Here is a 14,918-nt window from a genome sequence, read left to right as displayed (position 1 = left end):
AACCACATCCCGCGGTGGCGCGGAAGCCGGAGGCGCGTTTCGGTCCACGGGTCCGTCGGTGCCCTCTCCTAGCGTGGGGTCCGTGCGGTTGCTCCACACCTCCGACTGGCACCTCGGGCGCTCGTTCCACGGGGTCGGGCTCCTCGCTGCCCAGGCCGCGCACCTCGACCACCTCGTCGACGTGGTCCGCACCGAGCGCGTCGACGCCGTCCTCGTCAGCGGCGACGTCTACGACCGCGCGATGCCCGCCCCCGACACCGTCGCCCTCCTCTCCGAGACCCTCGAGCGCGTCGTCGACGCCGGGGCCGCGGTCGTCCTCTCCAGCGGGAACCACGACTCCGCCATCCGCCTCGGCTTCGCCTCCGGGCTGCTGGAGCGGGCCGGGGTCCACATCCGCACCTCGGTCGCCGACGTCGGCCGGCCGGTGCTGCTCGGTGACGTGGCCGTCCACCCACTCCCCTACCTCGAGCCGGCGCTCGTCGCCGACGTCCTCGGGGCCCCGGAGCGCACCCACGCGGCGGTGCTGCGGGCGGCGATGGACCGGGTGCGCGCCGACGCCGCCGTCCGTGGCGGGCGCACGGTCGTCATGGCGCACGCGTTCGTCTCCGGCGGGGTCGGCAGCGAGTCCGAACGCGACATCTCGGTCGGCGGGGTCTCGCTCGTCCCGGCCGATGTCTTCGACGGCGTCGACTACGCCGCCCTGGGGCACCTCCACGGCCGCCAGCGGGTCTCCGACACCGTGCGCTACAGCGGGTCGCCGGTCGCGATGTCGTTCAGCGAGTGGGCGCACCGCAAGGGTGGGCTGCTCGTCGACCTCGCGGGCGCTGCTCCCGTCGTCGAGGAGGTCGACGCCCCCGTGCAGCGCTCGCTCGCCGTCCTGCGCGGGCGCCTCGAGGAGCTCCTCGCCGACCCGCGGCACACCGACGCCGAGCGTGCCTGGTGCCAGGTGACGCTCACCGACCCGACCCGTCCGCTCGGCGCGATGGAACGCCTGCGCCGCCGCTTCCCGCACACCCTCGAGCTGCGGTTCGAGCCGGAGGGCGCCGCCGTGCCGCTGCGCCCGTACGCCACCCGGGTCCGGGAGGCGTCGGCCGTCGAGGTCTGCTGCGACTTCCTCGGGCACGTGCGCGGCGGGCGGGGTGCCGACGACGCCGAGCGCGCGCTCCTCGACGAGGCGGTCACCGCCGCGCGGGTCGCCCGCGGCCTCGCCGACGACGAGGGCGTCGCCGCGCCGGCCCGGGGCACGGGAGCGGCATGAGGATCCACCGGCTCGAGGTCCAGGCCTTCGGGCCGTTCGCCGACCGCGTCGTCGTCGACCTCGACGCCGCCTCGGCCGCCGGGCTGTTCCTCGTCCACGGTCCGACCGGCTCGGGCAAGACGAGCCTCCTCGACGCCGTCTGCTTCGCCCTCTACGCGGACGTCCCGGGCTCGCGCTCGCGCCGGTCGCTGCGCTCGGACCACGCCGCACCCGGCACGGCCCCGGTCGTCGTCCTCGAGGTCACCGTCGCGGGTCGTCGACTGCGGCTCACCCGCTCCCCCGAGTGGCACCGCCCCAAGAAGCGCGGCGACGGCACGACGCGCGTCCAGCCCTCGGTGCTCCTCGAGGAGCGCCGCGGCGGCACCTGGGAGGGGCTGAGCACCCGCCACGACGAGGTGGCCGACGTCGTCAAGGACCTCCTCGGCATGGGCCTGCAGCAGTTCGCCACCGTCGTCCTGCTCCCCCAGGGCCGGTTCGCGACGTTCCTGCGTGCCGAACCCGAGGAGCGTCGCGAGCTGCTCCAGCGGCTCTTCGACATCGGGGTCTACGCCGACGTCGAGCAGTGGCTGGCCGACGCCCGGCGCGACGGCGCCGCCGAGCTCGAGGCCGCGCGCGCCGCCCTCGACCACGACCTCGTCCGGCTCTCCGACGCCCTCGAGCCGCTGGCCGCCGGCGACGACCCGGAGGCCGCCGGGCCACCCGTGGCCGAGACCCCCCTCGACCTCCTCCCGGCGCGGCTCGACGCCGTCGCCGCGGACGTCGCCACCCGGCTCACCACCTCGCTCGCGGCCCTCGACACTGCCGAGACCGTGGAAACAGGGGCCCAGCAGGCGCTCACCGAAGCCCGGGCCGTCGCCGCGCTCCGGCGCCGCGGCGAGCAGGCGCGCGACCGGATCGCCGTGCTCGACACCGAGGCCCTGACTCATGAGGCCCTCCGTGACCGGCTCGCCGCCGCCGACCGCGCCGCCGCGCTGCGGGGCCATCTCGCGGCGCTCGAGCGCCTCGACCGCGAGGTCGCGGAGCACACCGAGACCGTCGTGCGACGCGCCGCACGGCTCGACGCCCTGGAGGTGACCACGGGCGAGGCGCCGGCCGCCGAGCTCGCCGACCGGACGAGCGCGCTCGACGACGCCGCCGCGGCGATCGGGCGGGACGCCGCCGTCGCCCGCGACCTCGCGGCCGCCCTCGAAGAGGGGACCGCCCGCCGGGTTCACCTCGAGGAACGGCGGGCCCGGCTCGCCGACGCCCTGCCGGTGGCCCGCGCGGCGGCCGAGGCCGCCGCGGAGGCGGTCACCCGGCTCACGGCCGAGGGGTCCCGCACCGACGACCTCGCGGCCTCCGTCGTCGAGCAGGAGCGCCGCGTCGCCCTCCTCGACGAGGTCGACGCCGACCGGGCCCGGGTGGCCGCCCTCGACCCCGAGCTGGTCCGTGCCCGCGAGCACCTCTCCTCGGCGCTCGCGGCGCTCATCGGGCTGCAGCAGCGGCGCCTGGACGAGATGGCCGCCGAACTCGCCGGTGGGCTCGCCGACGGCGCGCCCTGCCCGGTCTGTGGCGCGCGCGAGCACCCGTCCCCCGCCGTCGCCGCCGACCCCGTGACCCCCGAGGCGCTGGCCGCCGCCGACGAGATGGTCGCCGTCGCCCGCGCCGAGGTCGCCGCCCTCGAGTCCCGGCGGGCGGCGGCGCTGGCCCCCCCCCGCGCCCCCCCCGCGGGGCGCCCTCGTCGCCGCGCTCGCCGACGCCCGGCCCGCGCTCGAGTCCGCCCGCGAGGCCAAGCGCCGGCTCACCGAGGCCGACGCAGAGCAGGTGCGCACGCGGGCCGAGGCCGACCGCGTGGCCGCCGCCCTGGAGCAGGCGGTCACGGCCGCGACGGCCCTCGACGAGCGGACGGCCGAGGTCGCCGCCCAGGCCGAGGAGGTCCGGGGCCGTCTCGAGGCCGGACTCGCCGCCCACGCCGACTGCCCGTGCGCCTCCAGCGACCCGGCCCGGCACGTCACGGTGCGCCGGGCCCTCACCGAGCTCGCGGCCGCCGAGACCGCCCTCGACGCGGCCCGTGAACGCCACGCCGAGGCCGAGCAGGCCCTCATCGCAGCCCTCGACGACTCCGGGTTCCCCTCCGCCGCAGCGGCCTCCGCGGCCCTGCTCTCGGTCTCGGAGACCGACCGGCTCCGCGACGAGGTCCTCTCCCACGACCGCGACCGCGCCACCGCGCTGGCCACCCTCGCCGAGCCCGACGTCGCGGCCGCCCTGGCCGCCGACCCGCCCGACCTCGCCGCCCTCGAGCAGGCGCACGCCGAGGCCCGCCGGGCCGTGCTGGCGGGCACCTCCGGGCACGACGCGCTGGTCCGGGCCGGCCGGGCCGTCGAGCGGCTGCGGCCACGGCTCGCCGAGCACGTCGCGGGCGTCGTCGCCCTCGCCGACCGGCACGACCGGGTCCGCGAACTCGCCGACACGGTCGGCGGCACCGGCGGCGACAACACGCTGCGGATGCGGCTCACCTCGTTCGTCCTCGCCGCCCGCCTCGAGAAGGTGGCGGCGCTGGCCAACGAGCGGCTCGCCGTCATGGGCGCCGGCCGCTACCTCCTCGAGCACACCGACGACCGCGCCGCCCGCGGGGCCCGCTCGGGCCTCGGGCTGCGGGTCCTCGACCAGTGGACCGGCCGGGTCCGCGACACCGCCACCCTCTCCGGCGGCGAGTCGTTCATGGCCTCGCTCGCCCTGGCCCTCGGCCTCGCGGACGCGGTCCGCGACGAGGCCGGCGGCCTCGACCTCGGCACGCTCTTCGTCGACGAGGGCTTCGGCAGCCTCGACGACGACAGCCTCGAGCAGGTGGTCTCCGTCCTCGACGGCCTGCGCGAGGGCGGCCGGGCGGTCGGCGTGGTCAGCCACGTCGCCGACCTGCGGGCCCGGATCGGGCACCAGGTCGTCGTCACCAAGGGAACGGCCGGGAGCGACGTCGAGGTGCGGGCCGGCGACGCCGCCCCCGCGGCCTGAACGTCCTCAGTCCTCCTCGAACGCCTCGGGCGCCGGGCAGGAGCACACGAGGTGCCGGTCGCCGTAGGCGCCGTCGATGCGACGCACCGGCGGCCAGTACTTGGCCGTCGGGTCGACCCCGTCCGGGTAGGCAGCGGTCGCCCGGTCGTACGGGTGGTCCCAGTCGCCGGCCAGCGACACCGCCGTGTGCGGCGCCTGCCGCAGCACGCTGTCGGCGACGGCGACCCCGCCCGAGCCGACCTCGTCGATCTCGCGGCGGATGGCGATCATCGCGTCGCAGAACCGGTCGAGCTCGCCGAGGTCCTCGCTCTCGGTCGGCTCGACCATCAGGGTGCCGGCGACCGGGAACGACATCGTCGGCGCGTGGAAGCCGTGGTCGATGAGCCGCTTGGCGACGTCGTCGACGGTGACCCCGGTCTCCTTCGTGATGCCGCGCAGGTCGAGGATGCACTCGTGGGCGACCAGCCCGTCGGTGCCCGAGTAGAGGACCGGGTAGTGGTCGCGCAGCCGCGAGGCGACGTAGTTGGCGTTGAGCACCGCCACCTCGGTCGCGTGCCGCAGGCCCTCGCCACCCATGAGCCGGACGTAGGCCCACGAGATCGGGAGGATGCCGGCCGAGCCGTACGGCGCCGCCGAGACGGGGCCGACCCCGGTCTCCGGGCCGGCCTGCGGGTCGAGCGGGTGGTTGGGGAGGTAGGGCGCGAGGTGCTCGCGGCAGGCCACCGGCCCGACGCCGGGACCCCCGCCGCCGTGCGGGATGCAGAAGGTCTTGTGCAGGTTGAGGTGCGAGACGTCGGCCCCGAACCGGCCCGGCCGGGCGACGCCGACGAGCGCGTTGAGGTTCGCCCCGTCGACGTAGACCTGCCCGCCGGCGTCGTGCACCATCGCGCAGAGCTCGGTGATGGTGTCCTCGAAGACGCCGTGGGTCGAGGGGTAGGTGACCATGATCGCGGCGAGGGTGTCGCGGTGCTGCTCGACCTTGGCCCGCAGGTCCTCCAGGTCGACGTTGCCCGAGACCGGGTCGGTGCCGACGACGACGACCTTCATCCCGGCCATCACCGCGCTCGCGGCGTTCGTGCCGTGCGCGCTGCTCGGGATGAGGCAGACCCGCCGGGCGTCGTCGCCGTTGGCCCGGTGGTAGGCGGCGATGGCGAGCAGCCCGGAGAGCTCGCCCTGGCTGCCGGCGTTCGGCTGGAGCGACACCGCGTCGTAGCCGGTGATCTCGCACAGCCACGCGGACAGCTCGTCGACGAGGCCGCGGATGCCGCGCGTCTGCTCGTGCGGGGCGAACGGGTGCAGCTCGGCGAACTCCGGCCAGGTGATCGCGACCATCTCGGTCGTCGCGTTGAGCTTCATCGTGCACGAGCCGAGCGGGATCATCCCCCGGTCGAGGGCGAAGTCGCGGTCGGCCAGGCGGCGCAGGTAGCGCAGCATCGCCGTCTCGGAACGGTGCGCGGAGAAGACCGGGTGGGTGAGGTACTCCGAGGTGCGGGTCAGGGCCTCCGGCCACGCCGGGGCGGCGAGCTCGACGGCGGTGGGCGGCTCGACGTCGAGGGCCCGGCAGACCTTGCCGAGGAGGACGGTGTCGGTCGTCTCGTCGACGCTCAGCCACACCGTGTCGTCGTCGTGGCGCCAGAGGTTGACCCCCTCGGCCAGGGCAGCCGCGACGACGGTGTCGGCCCGGCCGGGCACGCGCAGGGCGAGTGTGTCGAAGAACGGACCGTCGGCGACGTCGACGCCACCCGCCCGCAGGGCCTCGGCGAGGGCGCGGGCATGGGCGTGCACGGTGAGGGCGATGGCGCGCAGCCCCTCGGGGCCGTGGTACACCGCGTACATGCTGGCCATGACGGCGAGGAGCACCTGGGCGGTGCAGATGTTCGAGGTCGCCTTCTCGCGGCGGATGTGCTGCTCGCGCGTCTGCAGCGCGAGGCGGTAGGCGGGCGCGCCGTCGGCGTCGAGGGAGACCCCGACGAGGCGACCGGGCAGGGTGCGCTCGAGGCCGGCACGCACGCTCATGTAGCCGGCGTGCGGGCCGCCGAAGCCCATCGGCACCCCGAAGCGCTGGGTCGTGCCCACCGCCACGTCGGCGCCCCACTCCCCCGGCGGGGTCGCGAGGGTCAGCGCCAGGAGGTCGGCGGCGGCGGTGACGAGGGCACCGGCCTCGTGGGCCGCGGCGGCCAGGGCCCGGTGGTCGCGCAGCCGGCCGTCGGCCGCGGGGTACTGGACGAGGACACCGAACACCTCCCGGCCGCCGGCGGCCTCGCGCAGCGCGTCGGCGCTGGCGACGTCGGAGAGGTCGGCGACGACGACGTCCAGCCCGAGCGGCAGGGCGCGGGTGCGCACGACCCCGAGGGTCTGCGGGAAGACGGCGGCGTCGACGAGGAGGACGGCGTCGGCGGCGACCTTCGAGGAGCGCCGCATCAGCGTCATCGCCTCGGCCGCCGCCGTGGCCTCGTCGAGGAGCGAGGCGCCCGCCGTCGGGAGCCCGGTGAGGTCGGCGACGACGGTCTGGAAGTTGAGCAGCGCCTCGAGCCGGCCCTGCGAGATCTCCGGCTGGTACGGGGTGTAGGCGGTGTACCAGGCCGGGTTCTCCAGGACGTTGCGCTGGATGACCGCGGGCGTCAGCGTGCCGTAGTAGCCGAGACCGATGAGCGAGGGGACGACGCGGTTGCGGGCCGCGACCTCGCGCAGCTCGGCGACGACGGCCGCCTCGGACCCGGCGGGCTGGACGTCGAGGTCTCCCTCGAACCGGATGCCCCCGGGGACGGCGGTCGTGACGAGGTCCTCGAGGGACTCACGGCCGACGACCTTGAGCATCCCGGCGAGGTCGGACTCGCGGGGGCCGATGTGGCGGGCGGCGAAGGCGGGACGGGCGGGCGTGCTCACGAAGGTCCTCCGGAGGCAGACGGTGACGGCGTCCTCCCCCTCTGTCGGAGCGCGTGGTCCCTCCAGAGGTGCCTGTCCCGCGCGGTCCCTTGCGCCTGAGAGGTTCTGGGGAGAATTGCCCCTTCGGCGCCCCGGCCTGCTGTGCCGAGGACTCTCCCGCACGGTGTGAGCGGCACCCTCAACCTACCACCGGCGGGGCCGGTGGACCGGTGCTGCGGGCCTCAGGCCAGGCGCGCGGCGCGACGGGCGCCGAGCTCGTCGTCGGGGTGCAGCGCCTCGGCGCCGCCCTCCCCCTCCGCACGCTCGCTCGGCAGGTCGGAGAGCGTGCCCTCGACCTCACGCCAGACCTTGCCGACGGCGATGCCGAAGACGCCCTGCCCGCCCTGCAGGAGGTCGATGACCTCGTCGGTGGAGGTGCACTCGTAGACCGAGGCGCCGTCGCTCATGAGGGTGATGCCGGCGAGGTCCTCGACCCCGCGAGCCCGCAGCACGGTGATGGCGCCACGGATCTGCTGGAGCGAGACGCCGGTGTCGAGGAGGCGCTTGACCACCTTGAGCACGAGGATGTCGCGGAAGCCGTACAGGCGCTGGGTGCCGGAGCCGCCGGCCGCACGGACCGAGGGCTCGACGAGCCCGGTGCGTGCCCAGTAGTCGAGCTGGCGGTAGGTGATGCCAGCAGCCTTGCACGCCGTCGGGCCGCGGTAGCCGACCTCGTCGTCGAGCTCGGGCAGGTCGTCGGCGAACAGGACGCCCTGCGCGACGGTGGGTGCGGGACGACCGCCCTGCCGCGCTTCTCCCGTGGAGCTCACGCCTACCTCCTGGTGCTGCCGACGTCTCTGGCCGACTGTACGCCGGGAAATGACACCGGCGTCACTCCCTCGGTCACTTCTGTGACTGGTGTGACAGTAGAGACGGATGTGACAGTGGTCAACGACCGTCGACCCGGCACGCTCACCGGCGTGTCGCGGCGCGCGGGGCGGTCGGCACGCGCGAGGCGGTCTCAGGACTCCGGGTCGGTGTCGAAGTCGTCGGCCGAGACCTGGTCGAGGAACTCCTTGAACTTCTCGACCTCGTCGTCCTCGGTCTCGGCCATCTCGACCCCGGCCTCGTCGAGCAGCTCGTCCTCGGCGACGATCTCGGCGCCCGCCCGCAGGGCGAGGGCGATGGCGTCGGACGAGCGCGAGTCGACGTCGGTGCCCCCGGCCTGCGCGCCGCCGTCGATGTCGAGGACGGCGTGGAAGGCGCCGTCGCGCAGCGCGACGATGCGGACCCGGGTCAGGGTGTGGCCGAGGTCGTCGATGACCGACCGGAGCAGGTCGTGGGTCAACGGCCGGGGCGGCACGACGCCCTGCTGGGCGTAGGCGATGGCGGTGGCCTCGGCCGCCCCGATCCAGATCGGCAGGTAGCGCAGCCCGTCGCGCTCACGGAGCAGCACGATCGGCTGGTTGTTCGGCATCTCGACCCGGACCCCGAGCACGTCCATGACCTTCACACGGCCACCGTACCCCGCTCCCCCGCAGCGGTGTCGGGCGCCGGGTCCGGTCCGTCAGCCGCCGGCCGCGAGACCGCCGCGGACGAGCGCGGCGTGGAGGGCAAGGACCAGGTGGGTCACCTCGGCCGCCGCGCGCCGGCCGTCCGCCCCGCGGAGGGTGCCGGTGACCTGCTCGACGAGCCCGACCTCGCGGTCGGCGGCTGTCCGGGCGCCGCGCAGGTGCCGCGCCTGCACCCCGTAGCGGGCGAGGCCGGCGGCGGCCCGCGCCGCCCGCAGGTCGTCGGCGCCGTGCAGCCCGTCGGCGTCCGGGCGCAGCAGGCCGTGGTCGAGCAGGTCGGCGACGGCGGTGTCGTCGAGCCCGGCGGCGGTCGCGAGCTCGGCCCGGGTCAGCCGCAGCGCGGCCTCCTCGAGGAGGGCGGCGGCGTCGGGCACCTCGGGGTCGGGCGCCGGCTCGGGGACGACCGGCCGCAGCTCGGCGCCGGCCGGGACGAGACCGCGGTCGATCGCCGCGAGCGAGTCCTTGATGACCCGCAGCGGCCAGAAGAGGTCCCGCTGCGCCCGCAGGACGTAGCGCAGCCGCTCGACGTCGGCGGGGGCGTACCGGCGGTAGCCGGACCCGGTGCGCTCCGGCGTGACGAGGCCCTCGGCCTCGAGGAAGCGCACCTTGGAGACGGTGACGTCCGGGAACTCCTCGGCGAGGGCCGTGACGACGGCCCCGATGGTCAGGGGGCGCACCGGCGCCTGCCGTCAGTCGCTCGCCGCCGCGTAGAACACGAGGCGGAACTTGCCGATCTGCACCTCGTCGCCGGTGGAGAGGGTGGCCTCCTCGACGAGGTCGCGGTTGACGTAGGTGCCGTTGAGCGAGCCGACGTCGCGGACGACGAAGGTGCCACCGGAGCGGCGGAACTGGGCGTGCTTGCGCGAGACGGTGACGTCGTCGAGGAAGATGTCGCTGTCCGGGTGCCGCCCGGCGAGCACCTCGTCGTCGTCGAGGAGGAAGCGGGCCCCGGTGTTCGGGCCACGGAGGACGACGAGGAGCGCGGTCCCGGGGCGCAGGGCCTCGACGGTCGCGAGGTCGGCCTTGGTCAGGACGTGCTCGGCCTCGCCCTGCGGCTCGACGCGGGCACCCTCGACCGCCTGGAGGCGCATGGTCGTGGGCTCCGGCACGGGCTGCTGGTCGCCTCCGCGCTCGTCGCTGGTCATCTCGTCCCTACCACCCTTTCCTCGGTGTCTCCCGGGGAGTGCCCACCCTAGATCACGACGGCGTGGAAGTCCCGCGCCCGGGGTGACCTGCGAGGTGTGCGCGGCTCAGGAGAGCTGGGAGGTGTACCCGTCGACGTCGAGGAGAGCCGCGACGTCGGCAGCGTCGGCCGGCCGCAGCTCGTACATCCAGCCCTCGCCGTACGGGTCGGAGTTGACGAGCTCGGGGGTGGCGTCGAGGGCGGGGTTGACGGCGGTGACCTCACCGGAGACGGGCGCGTAGAGGTCGCTGACCGACTTGGTCGACTCGACCTCCCCGCAGGTGTCGCCGGCCGTCACGGTGTCCCCCACCCCCGGGAGGCTGACGTACACGACGTCGCCGAGGGCCTCCTGGGCGAAGGCGGTGATGCCGATGCGGACGACGTCACCCTCCTCGCGGACCCACTCGTGCTCGGCGGTGTAGCGCAGGCCTGCGGGGTACTCGAGGTCGCTCATGGTTCTCCTGTCCGGTGCGCGGGTGTCGCGTCAGGGGGTGGGCGTGGGTACCGGCCGAGCGTACTGAGGCGTGCGGACGCTGAGCAACGCGCCCACCTCGACCTTGTCCTGGATCTCGACGGTGGCCTCCGCCCCGGCCCGGCGGACCGTCGCGGTGACCCCACCGGGGATCTGCATGGCGCCGGCGAGGGTGTCGGAGTCGCCGATCGCGCGGATGAGGTACGGCGGGCGCACCTCGGTGCCCGAGACCGAGATGCCGGCGTCGGTGTCGGCGAACCACGTCGAGGCGACGACGCGCACCGACCCCACCTGGATGGCCTCGGCGCCCGCCGCCCGCAGCTCCTGGACGGCGTCGAGGATGATGGTCTGGCGGACCTTGCCCTGCGGGTCGTCGATCCGGACGAGAACGCCGGGTCCGGTGGCCGGCGCCGTGCCGGCGAGGATGCCGAGCGCGTCGAGGCGCTGCTGGGCCGCCCGCTGCGCCTCCTGCTCGCCCGTGGTGCGGCTCTTGAGGAGGTCGAGCGAGGACTGCAGGTCGCGCACCTCGCCGGAGAGCTGGTCGCCGTCCTGGTCGACGTCGGCGAAGATCCGGACCAGCTCGTCCTCGCGGAGGGTCTCCAGCCCCTGGATCGAGGTCTGCCGGACCTGGGCGATGATCGCGAAGCCCAGCGCGGCGGCGAGCAGCATCGCGAGGAGGTTGGACCGGCTCGGGCGCGGCGACCCGGCGCGCCGCAGCCGGGCCCATGCGTGCCGGGCGTCGCGCGGCGCCCGTCCGGGGCCGCCCGGCTCCTCGCTCATGCGTCGAAGAGGTGCCGGCGGATCGCGGCGACGTTGGAGAAGATCCGCACCCCGAGGACGACGACGACGCCGGTCGAGAGCTGGCTGCCGACCCCGAGCTTGTCGCCGAGGAAGACGATGAACGCGGCGACGACCACGTTGGAGAGGAACGAGACGACGAACACCTTGTCGCTGAAGATGCCGTCGAGGATGGCCCGGACCGCGCCGAAGACCGCGTCCAACGCGGCGATGACGGCGATCGGGAGGTAGGGCTGCAGCCACACCGGCACCGCGGGCTGCAGGAGCAGCCCGACGAGGATGCCGAGGGCCAGGCCGATGGCAGGGATCACGACGAGCCGTCCTCCGGGTCGGTGGGCGCCCCGCTCGTCGGGGACGCCCCAGTATCCACCGTCTGCGCGTACCGGGTGGTGAGGCCCACCGCCCCCGGCACCGAGAGGTCGTCGTCGTCGTGCACCTCGGTGTCGGCTCGCACCCCGACCATGTTGTGCAGGGTCGTGAGGTAGGCCCCACCGGCGCCGTCGGCGAAGGCCCCCGGCAGGGTGCGCGGGTCGCCGAGGGCGGTGATGCGGTAGGGCCGGGTCAGGGGGCGGAAGTCGACGATGATGGCCGACCCCGCGAACCGGATGGCAGAGACCGAGGTGATCCGGTTGCCGTTGATGCTCACGGCCTCGGCGCCGGCCTGCCACAGGAAGTTGACGACGTACTGCAGGTCGCGGCTGAGGACGCGCTGCTGGTCGGCCTGGTCACCCGTGGCGGTGTCGGCGTCCGGTGCGTCGTCGAGGGTCACGAGCATCCCCGGCCCGGTCATCGCGACCGCGCCGGCGGCCATGGCCAGCTGCCGTCCGCGCTCGCCGCCCCCGGCGGACGGCCCGAGCTGGGCTGCCTCGAGGGTGGCGACCTGGGCCTGGAGGCGCTGGGCCTCGACGGAGAGGCGGTCGACCTCGACCCGGCGCGACTCGATCTGCTTGACGAGGTCGGCGCGCGCGGCGGAGCGGGGGCTGCTCGTCGCCCTGAGGTTGGCGGCGGCGCCGCCGACGACGAGCCCGATCGCCAGGGTCGCGGCGAGCAGCCGTGGCGAGCGCAGGGACGTCGAGCGCGGCAGCCCCTGCGCCTCGCGCCGGTCGGCGGCGGCCCGGTAGCCCGGGTCGAGGGGGCGCTCCATCATCGTGCGGATGAGCGTCATCGACGCGTCCGGACGACGGCCCCCCGGCGCCGCGCTCACGCGGGGACCGCCCGCTCGTGCGCGAGGAGCCTCCGCAGCTGCATCGCGTAGAGCACGCCGGCCAGCCAGTACAGCGTGATACCCCACCACGCGAAGCCCCAGCCCACCGGCTCGGCGATGCGCGCCACCGGGCCCGTGCCGTCGGCGAGGAGGAGCAGCGGGAAGGCGTAGAGGAGGTTGAAGGTGGCCGCCTTGCCGGCGAAGTGGACCGGGAGGCCGACCCATCCGTGCCGCTTGGCGACGAGGACGACGACGCCCATGAAGGCCTCGCGGGCGAAGAGGACGACGACGACCCACCACGGGAGGATGTCGCGCCAGGCGAGGCCGAGGAGCGTCGAGGCGATGTAGAGCCGGTCGGCGACCGGGTCGAGGAGCTGCCCGAGCCGTGACTCCAGGCCCCAGGCCCGGGCGATCTTGCCGTCGAGCCAGTCGGTGAGCCCCGAGACCATGAGGAGCACGAGGGCCAGCGCGTCGTGCCGGCTGAGGATCGCCCAGAGGAAGACCGGGACCCCGACGAGCCGGAGCGCGCTCAGCACGTTGGGCAGCGTGAGGACACGCGTGCTCACGCCGCCCTGCGACCCCGCGCCCGTCATGGGCGCCACTGTATTGCGTGCGGGAGACCCGGCCGACGGGGCGCCACCTCGTCGGCGCGCCACCGGCCCCTAGGGTGGCGGGATGGGCACGAGCATCCTCGGCGCGAACGAGGCCGACCTGCGGCGCGACCGGACCAGTGTCAAGTGGCTGGCCTACCCGCCGGACGTGCTGCCCCTGTGGGTCGCCGAGATGGACTGCTCGCCCTGCCCCGCGGTCGTCGAGGCGGTGACCGCCGCGGTCTCCCGCGGCGACACCGGCTACGGGTGGGCACCGAGGTACGCCGAGACGGTGGCGCGCTACGCCGGGACGGCGTGGGGGTGGGACGTCGCCCCGAGCTCGATGCTCGTCGTCGCCGACGTGATGATCGGCGCGAGCGAGGTGCTGCGGATGCTCACCGACGAGCGCGGCGCCGTCGTCGTCTCTCCCCCGGTGTACGACTCGTTCTTCGGCTTCGTCGAGGCCATCGGCCGCCGTCGGGTCGACGCACCGCTCGGTGCGGACGGGCGGTTGGACCCCGAGGCGCTGCGGGCCGCCTTCCGCGAGGCCACCGCCGGCGGCGGCCGGGTCGGCTACCTCCTGTGCAACCCGCAGAACCCGACGGGCGCGGTCCACACCCCCGACGAGCTCGCGACGCTGGCCGCGCTGGCCCGCGAGTTCGGGGTCCGGGTCGTCGCCGACGAGATCCACGCGCCGCTCGTCCATGACGGCGGACCCCGCTTCACGCCGTACCTCACCGTGCCGGGCGCCGAGGACGCCTTCTCGGTCTTCTCCCCGTCGAAGGGCTGGAACCTCGCCGGCCTGAAGTCGGCGGTCGTCGTGGCCGGCCGGCAGGCCCGGGAGGACCTCGCCCGGATGCCCGAGGTGCACACGCACGGTTCGTCCCACGTCGGCGAGATCGCGCACGTCGCCGCGATGCGCGACGGGCTCGAGTGGCACGCCCGGCTGCGCACCGAGCTGACCGCCAACCGCGACCTCGTCGGGCGGCTCCTCGGGGAGCACCTGCCGCAGGTGCGCTGGGTGAGCCCCGAGGCCACCTACCTCGCGTGGCTGGACTGCCGCGCGCTCGGGCTCGGGGACGACCCCGCGGCCGTCTTCCGCGAGCGGGGACGGGTCGCCCTCGGGTCCGGCCCGCGCTACGGCGCCGAGGCCGGCCGGGGGTTCGTCCGGCTCAACTTCGCCACCTCCCCGCAGATCCTCGAGGAGGCCGTGCGCCGGATGGCCTCGATCCTCTAGGTCCCGCGCCGCAGGACCGCGACCCAGACGTCCGGGCCGGCCGGGTTGAGGGGGTGCCCCCGGCGCTCGAGCGAGTGCAGCACCACGTCGCCCGCGGCGAGCGAGCGCACCTCGTCCTCGTCGAGCAGCCACGGCGGGTCGACCCCCGGGTCCTCGCCGCGCTCGCGGACGAACTGGACGGCGAGCAGGGTCCCACCCGGGGCCAGCAGCGCCCGCACCCCCGCCACCGCCTCGGGCCGCACCCTCGGCGGGAGCGCCTGGACCGTGAAGACGTCGACGACGAGGTCGAACGCACCCACGAGGTCCGGCGGGAGGTCGAGGAGGTCGGCGACGCGGTAGTCGACGCTCGTGCCGGGATGCCGGTCGCGGGCCAGCTCGACGGCGGCCGGGGCGACGTCGAAGGCGGTCGTCGCCCAGCCCTGCGTCGCGAGGTGCTCGGCGTCGGCCCCGAGCCCGGCCCCGACGACCACCGCGCGGCGCCCCTCCCCCGGGCCGGTCGCGGCGACGTGCTCGACGACCGGCGGGTAGGCCGCGGTCCGGGCCCACGGGGTGTCGATCCGGTCCTCGGCGGCCTCACCCCACAGCTGCACGAACCAACGCGTCGGGCTCTCGGCGACCGAGGCGGCGGCCAGCTCGTCGGCCCGGCGGTCCCAGTCCCGGTCGATGCTCATTCCGGCACCGTAGCCCCCGGCCTCGCGTCCGGGCAGACCGGACGCCGCGCTCCCGGCATCCGGTCGGGCTGACAGGAC

Annotated in this window: 15 protein-coding genes and 1 riboswitch; of the genes, 4 read left to right on the top strand and 11 right to left on the bottom strand. The window is 75.4% G+C overall.

What is annotated here, in order from left to right; all coding sequences use genetic code 11:
* The first annotated feature begins 82 nt into the window (after window positions 1–82).
* From PKA89_RS07075 to PKA89_RS07065, 3 genes are all read left to right on the top strand, one after another.
* Entirely contained in the window at window positions 83–1,258 is a 1,176-nt protein-coding gene (locus PKA89_RS07075; protein ID WP_324417981.1) for an exonuclease SbcCD subunit D, read from the top strand.
* Window positions 1,255–3,312 (top strand): SMC family ATPase, encoded by a 2,058-nt coding sequence (locus tag PKA89_RS07070; protein ID WP_324417979.1) that lies wholly within the window; start codon window positions 1,255–1,257, stop codon window positions 3,310–3,312. The genes PKA89_RS07075 and PKA89_RS07070 overlap by 4 nt, the downstream gene beginning before the upstream one ends.
* Before the next feature lie 430 nt (window positions 3,313–3,742).
* On the top strand, window positions 3,743–4,249 hold the full coding sequence (locus PKA89_RS07065) for an SbcC/MukB-like Walker B domain-containing protein (RefSeq protein WP_324418037.1): 507 nt from the start codon (window positions 3,743–3,745) through the stop codon (window positions 4,247–4,249).
* A 6-nt stretch (window positions 4,250–4,255) separates the two neighbouring features.
* Here the strand turns inward: PKA89_RS07065 and gcvP are convergent, their stop codons facing one another.
* The 10 genes from gcvP to PKA89_RS07015 form a co-directional block, all read right to left on the bottom strand.
* Window positions 4,256–7,135 carry an aminomethyl-transferring glycine dehydrogenase gene (gene gcvP, locus PKA89_RS07060; protein ID WP_324417977.1) on the bottom strand — a complete coding sequence of 960 codons (2,880 nt, stop codon included), beginning with the start codon at window positions 7,133–7,135 and terminating at the stop codon, window positions 4,256–4,258.
* Between the two features lie 72 nt (window positions 7,136–7,207).
* Window positions 7,208–7,304, bottom strand: a riboswitch (glycine riboswitch).
* A 52-nt stretch (window positions 7,305–7,356) separates the two neighbouring features.
* Window positions 7,357–7,944: a MerR family transcriptional regulator gene (locus PKA89_RS07055; RefSeq protein WP_324417975.1), complete on the bottom strand. Its 588-nt coding sequence runs from the start codon at window positions 7,942–7,944 to the stop codon at window positions 7,357–7,359.
* A gap of 191 nt (window positions 7,945–8,135) precedes the next feature.
* Entirely contained in the window at window positions 8,136–8,627 is a 492-nt protein-coding gene (locus PKA89_RS07050) for a bifunctional nuclease family protein (RefSeq protein ID WP_324417974.1), read from the bottom strand.
* Window positions 8,628–8,681: 54 nt separating this feature from the next.
* Window positions 8,682–9,362 carry a MerR family transcriptional regulator gene (locus tag PKA89_RS07045; protein WP_324417972.1) on the bottom strand — a complete coding sequence of 227 codons (681 nt, stop codon included), beginning with the start codon at window positions 9,360–9,362 and terminating at the stop codon, window positions 8,682–8,684.
* A 12-nt stretch (window positions 9,363–9,374) separates the two neighbouring features.
* Complete coding sequence (locus PKA89_RS07040; protein WP_324418035.1) at window positions 9,375–9,776, bottom strand: FHA domain-containing protein; 402 nt, start codon at window positions 9,774–9,776, stop codon at window positions 9,375–9,377.
* Between the two features lie 159 nt (window positions 9,777–9,935).
* Window positions 9,936–10,322, bottom strand: a complete 387-nt coding sequence (gene gcvH, locus PKA89_RS07035) for a glycine cleavage system protein GcvH (RefSeq protein ID WP_324417969.1) — start codon at window positions 10,320–10,322, stop codon at window positions 9,936–9,938.
* 30 nt (window positions 10,323–10,352) lie between these two features.
* Window positions 10,353–11,120, bottom strand: coding sequence for a DUF881 domain-containing protein (locus PKA89_RS07030; protein WP_324417967.1), 768 nt, complete (start codon window positions 11,118–11,120; stop codon window positions 10,353–10,355).
* Window positions 11,117–11,449, bottom strand: a complete 333-nt coding sequence (locus PKA89_RS07025) for a small basic family protein (protein ID WP_324417965.1) — start codon at window positions 11,447–11,449, stop codon at window positions 11,117–11,119. The genes PKA89_RS07030 and PKA89_RS07025 overlap by 4 nt, the downstream gene beginning before the upstream one ends.
* The gene (locus PKA89_RS07020) at window positions 11,446–12,303 is read right to left on the bottom strand and encodes a DUF881 domain-containing protein (protein WP_324417963.1); all 858 of its coding nucleotides are present in this window, start codon (window positions 12,301–12,303) and stop codon (window positions 11,446–11,448) included. Before PKA89_RS07020 ends, PKA89_RS07025 begins: the two co-directional genes overlap by 4 nt.
* 35 nt (window positions 12,304–12,338) lie before the next feature.
* Window positions 12,339–12,935, bottom strand: a complete 597-nt coding sequence (locus PKA89_RS07015) for a CDP-alcohol phosphatidyltransferase family protein (RefSeq protein ID WP_324417961.1) — start codon at window positions 12,933–12,935, stop codon at window positions 12,339–12,341.
* A gap of 82 nt (window positions 12,936–13,017) precedes the next feature.
* Here PKA89_RS07015 and PKA89_RS07010 point away from each other — a divergent pair, with 82 nt between their 5' ends.
* Window positions 13,018–14,169: an aminotransferase class I/II-fold pyridoxal phosphate-dependent enzyme gene (locus PKA89_RS07010; RefSeq protein ID WP_324417960.1), complete on the top strand. Its 1,152-nt coding sequence runs from the start codon at window positions 13,018–13,020 to the stop codon at window positions 14,167–14,169.
* Here the strand turns inward: PKA89_RS07010 and PKA89_RS07005 are convergent.
* Window positions 14,166–14,840 (bottom strand): class I SAM-dependent methyltransferase, encoded by a 675-nt coding sequence (locus PKA89_RS07005; protein ID WP_324417957.1) that lies wholly within the window; start codon window positions 14,838–14,840, stop codon window positions 14,166–14,168. The two genes, PKA89_RS07010 and PKA89_RS07005, sit on opposite strands and share 4 nt — an antisense overlap.
* Window positions 14,841–14,918: the final 78 nt, after the last annotated feature.

Origin of the sequence: Phycicoccus sp., assembly GCF_035325325.1 — a bacterium.
Classification (GTDB): domain Bacteria; phylum Actinomycetota; class Actinomycetes; order Actinomycetales; family Dermatophilaceae; genus Phycicoccus.
Note: the sequence above shows the minus strand (reverse complement) of the source record. Positions and strands in the feature narration are given on the sequence as shown.

Excerpts from the sequence above, each read along its gene's own strand:
- PKA89_RS07070 (WP_324417979.1), top strand. The coding sequence starts at position 1,255 with ATGAGGATCCACCGGCTCGAGGTCCAGGCCTTCGGGCCGTTCGCCGAC.
- PKA89_RS07065 (WP_324418037.1), top strand. The coding sequence starts at position 3,743 with ATGCGGCTCACCTCGTTCGTCCTCGCCGCCCGCCTCGAGAAGGTGGCG.
- PKA89_RS07040 (WP_324418035.1), bottom strand. The coding sequence starts at position 9,776 with ATGCGCCTCCAGGCGGTCGAGGGTGCCCGCGTCGAGCCGCAGGGCGAG.
- gcvH (WP_324417969.1), bottom strand. The coding sequence starts at position 10,322 with ATGAGCGACCTCGAGTACCCCGCAGGCCTGCGCTACACCGCCGAGCAC.
- PKA89_RS07030 (WP_324417967.1), bottom strand. The coding sequence starts at position 11,120 with ATGAGCGAGGAGCCGGGCGGCCCCGGACGGGCGCCGCGCGACGCCCGG.
- PKA89_RS07020 (WP_324417963.1), bottom strand. The coding sequence starts at position 12,303 with ATGACGCTCATCCGCACGATGATGGAGCGCCCCCTCGACCCGGGCTAC.
- PKA89_RS07015 (WP_324417961.1), bottom strand. The coding sequence starts at position 12,935 with ATGACGGGCGCGGGGTCGCAGGGCGGCGTGAGCACGCGTGTCCTCACG.
- PKA89_RS07010 (WP_324417960.1), top strand. The coding sequence starts at position 13,018 with ATGGGCACGAGCATCCTCGGCGCGAACGAGGCCGACCTGCGGCGCGAC.
- PKA89_RS07005 (WP_324417957.1), bottom strand. The coding sequence starts at position 14,840 with ATGAGCATCGACCGGGACTGGGACCGCCGGGCCGACGAGCTGGCCGCC.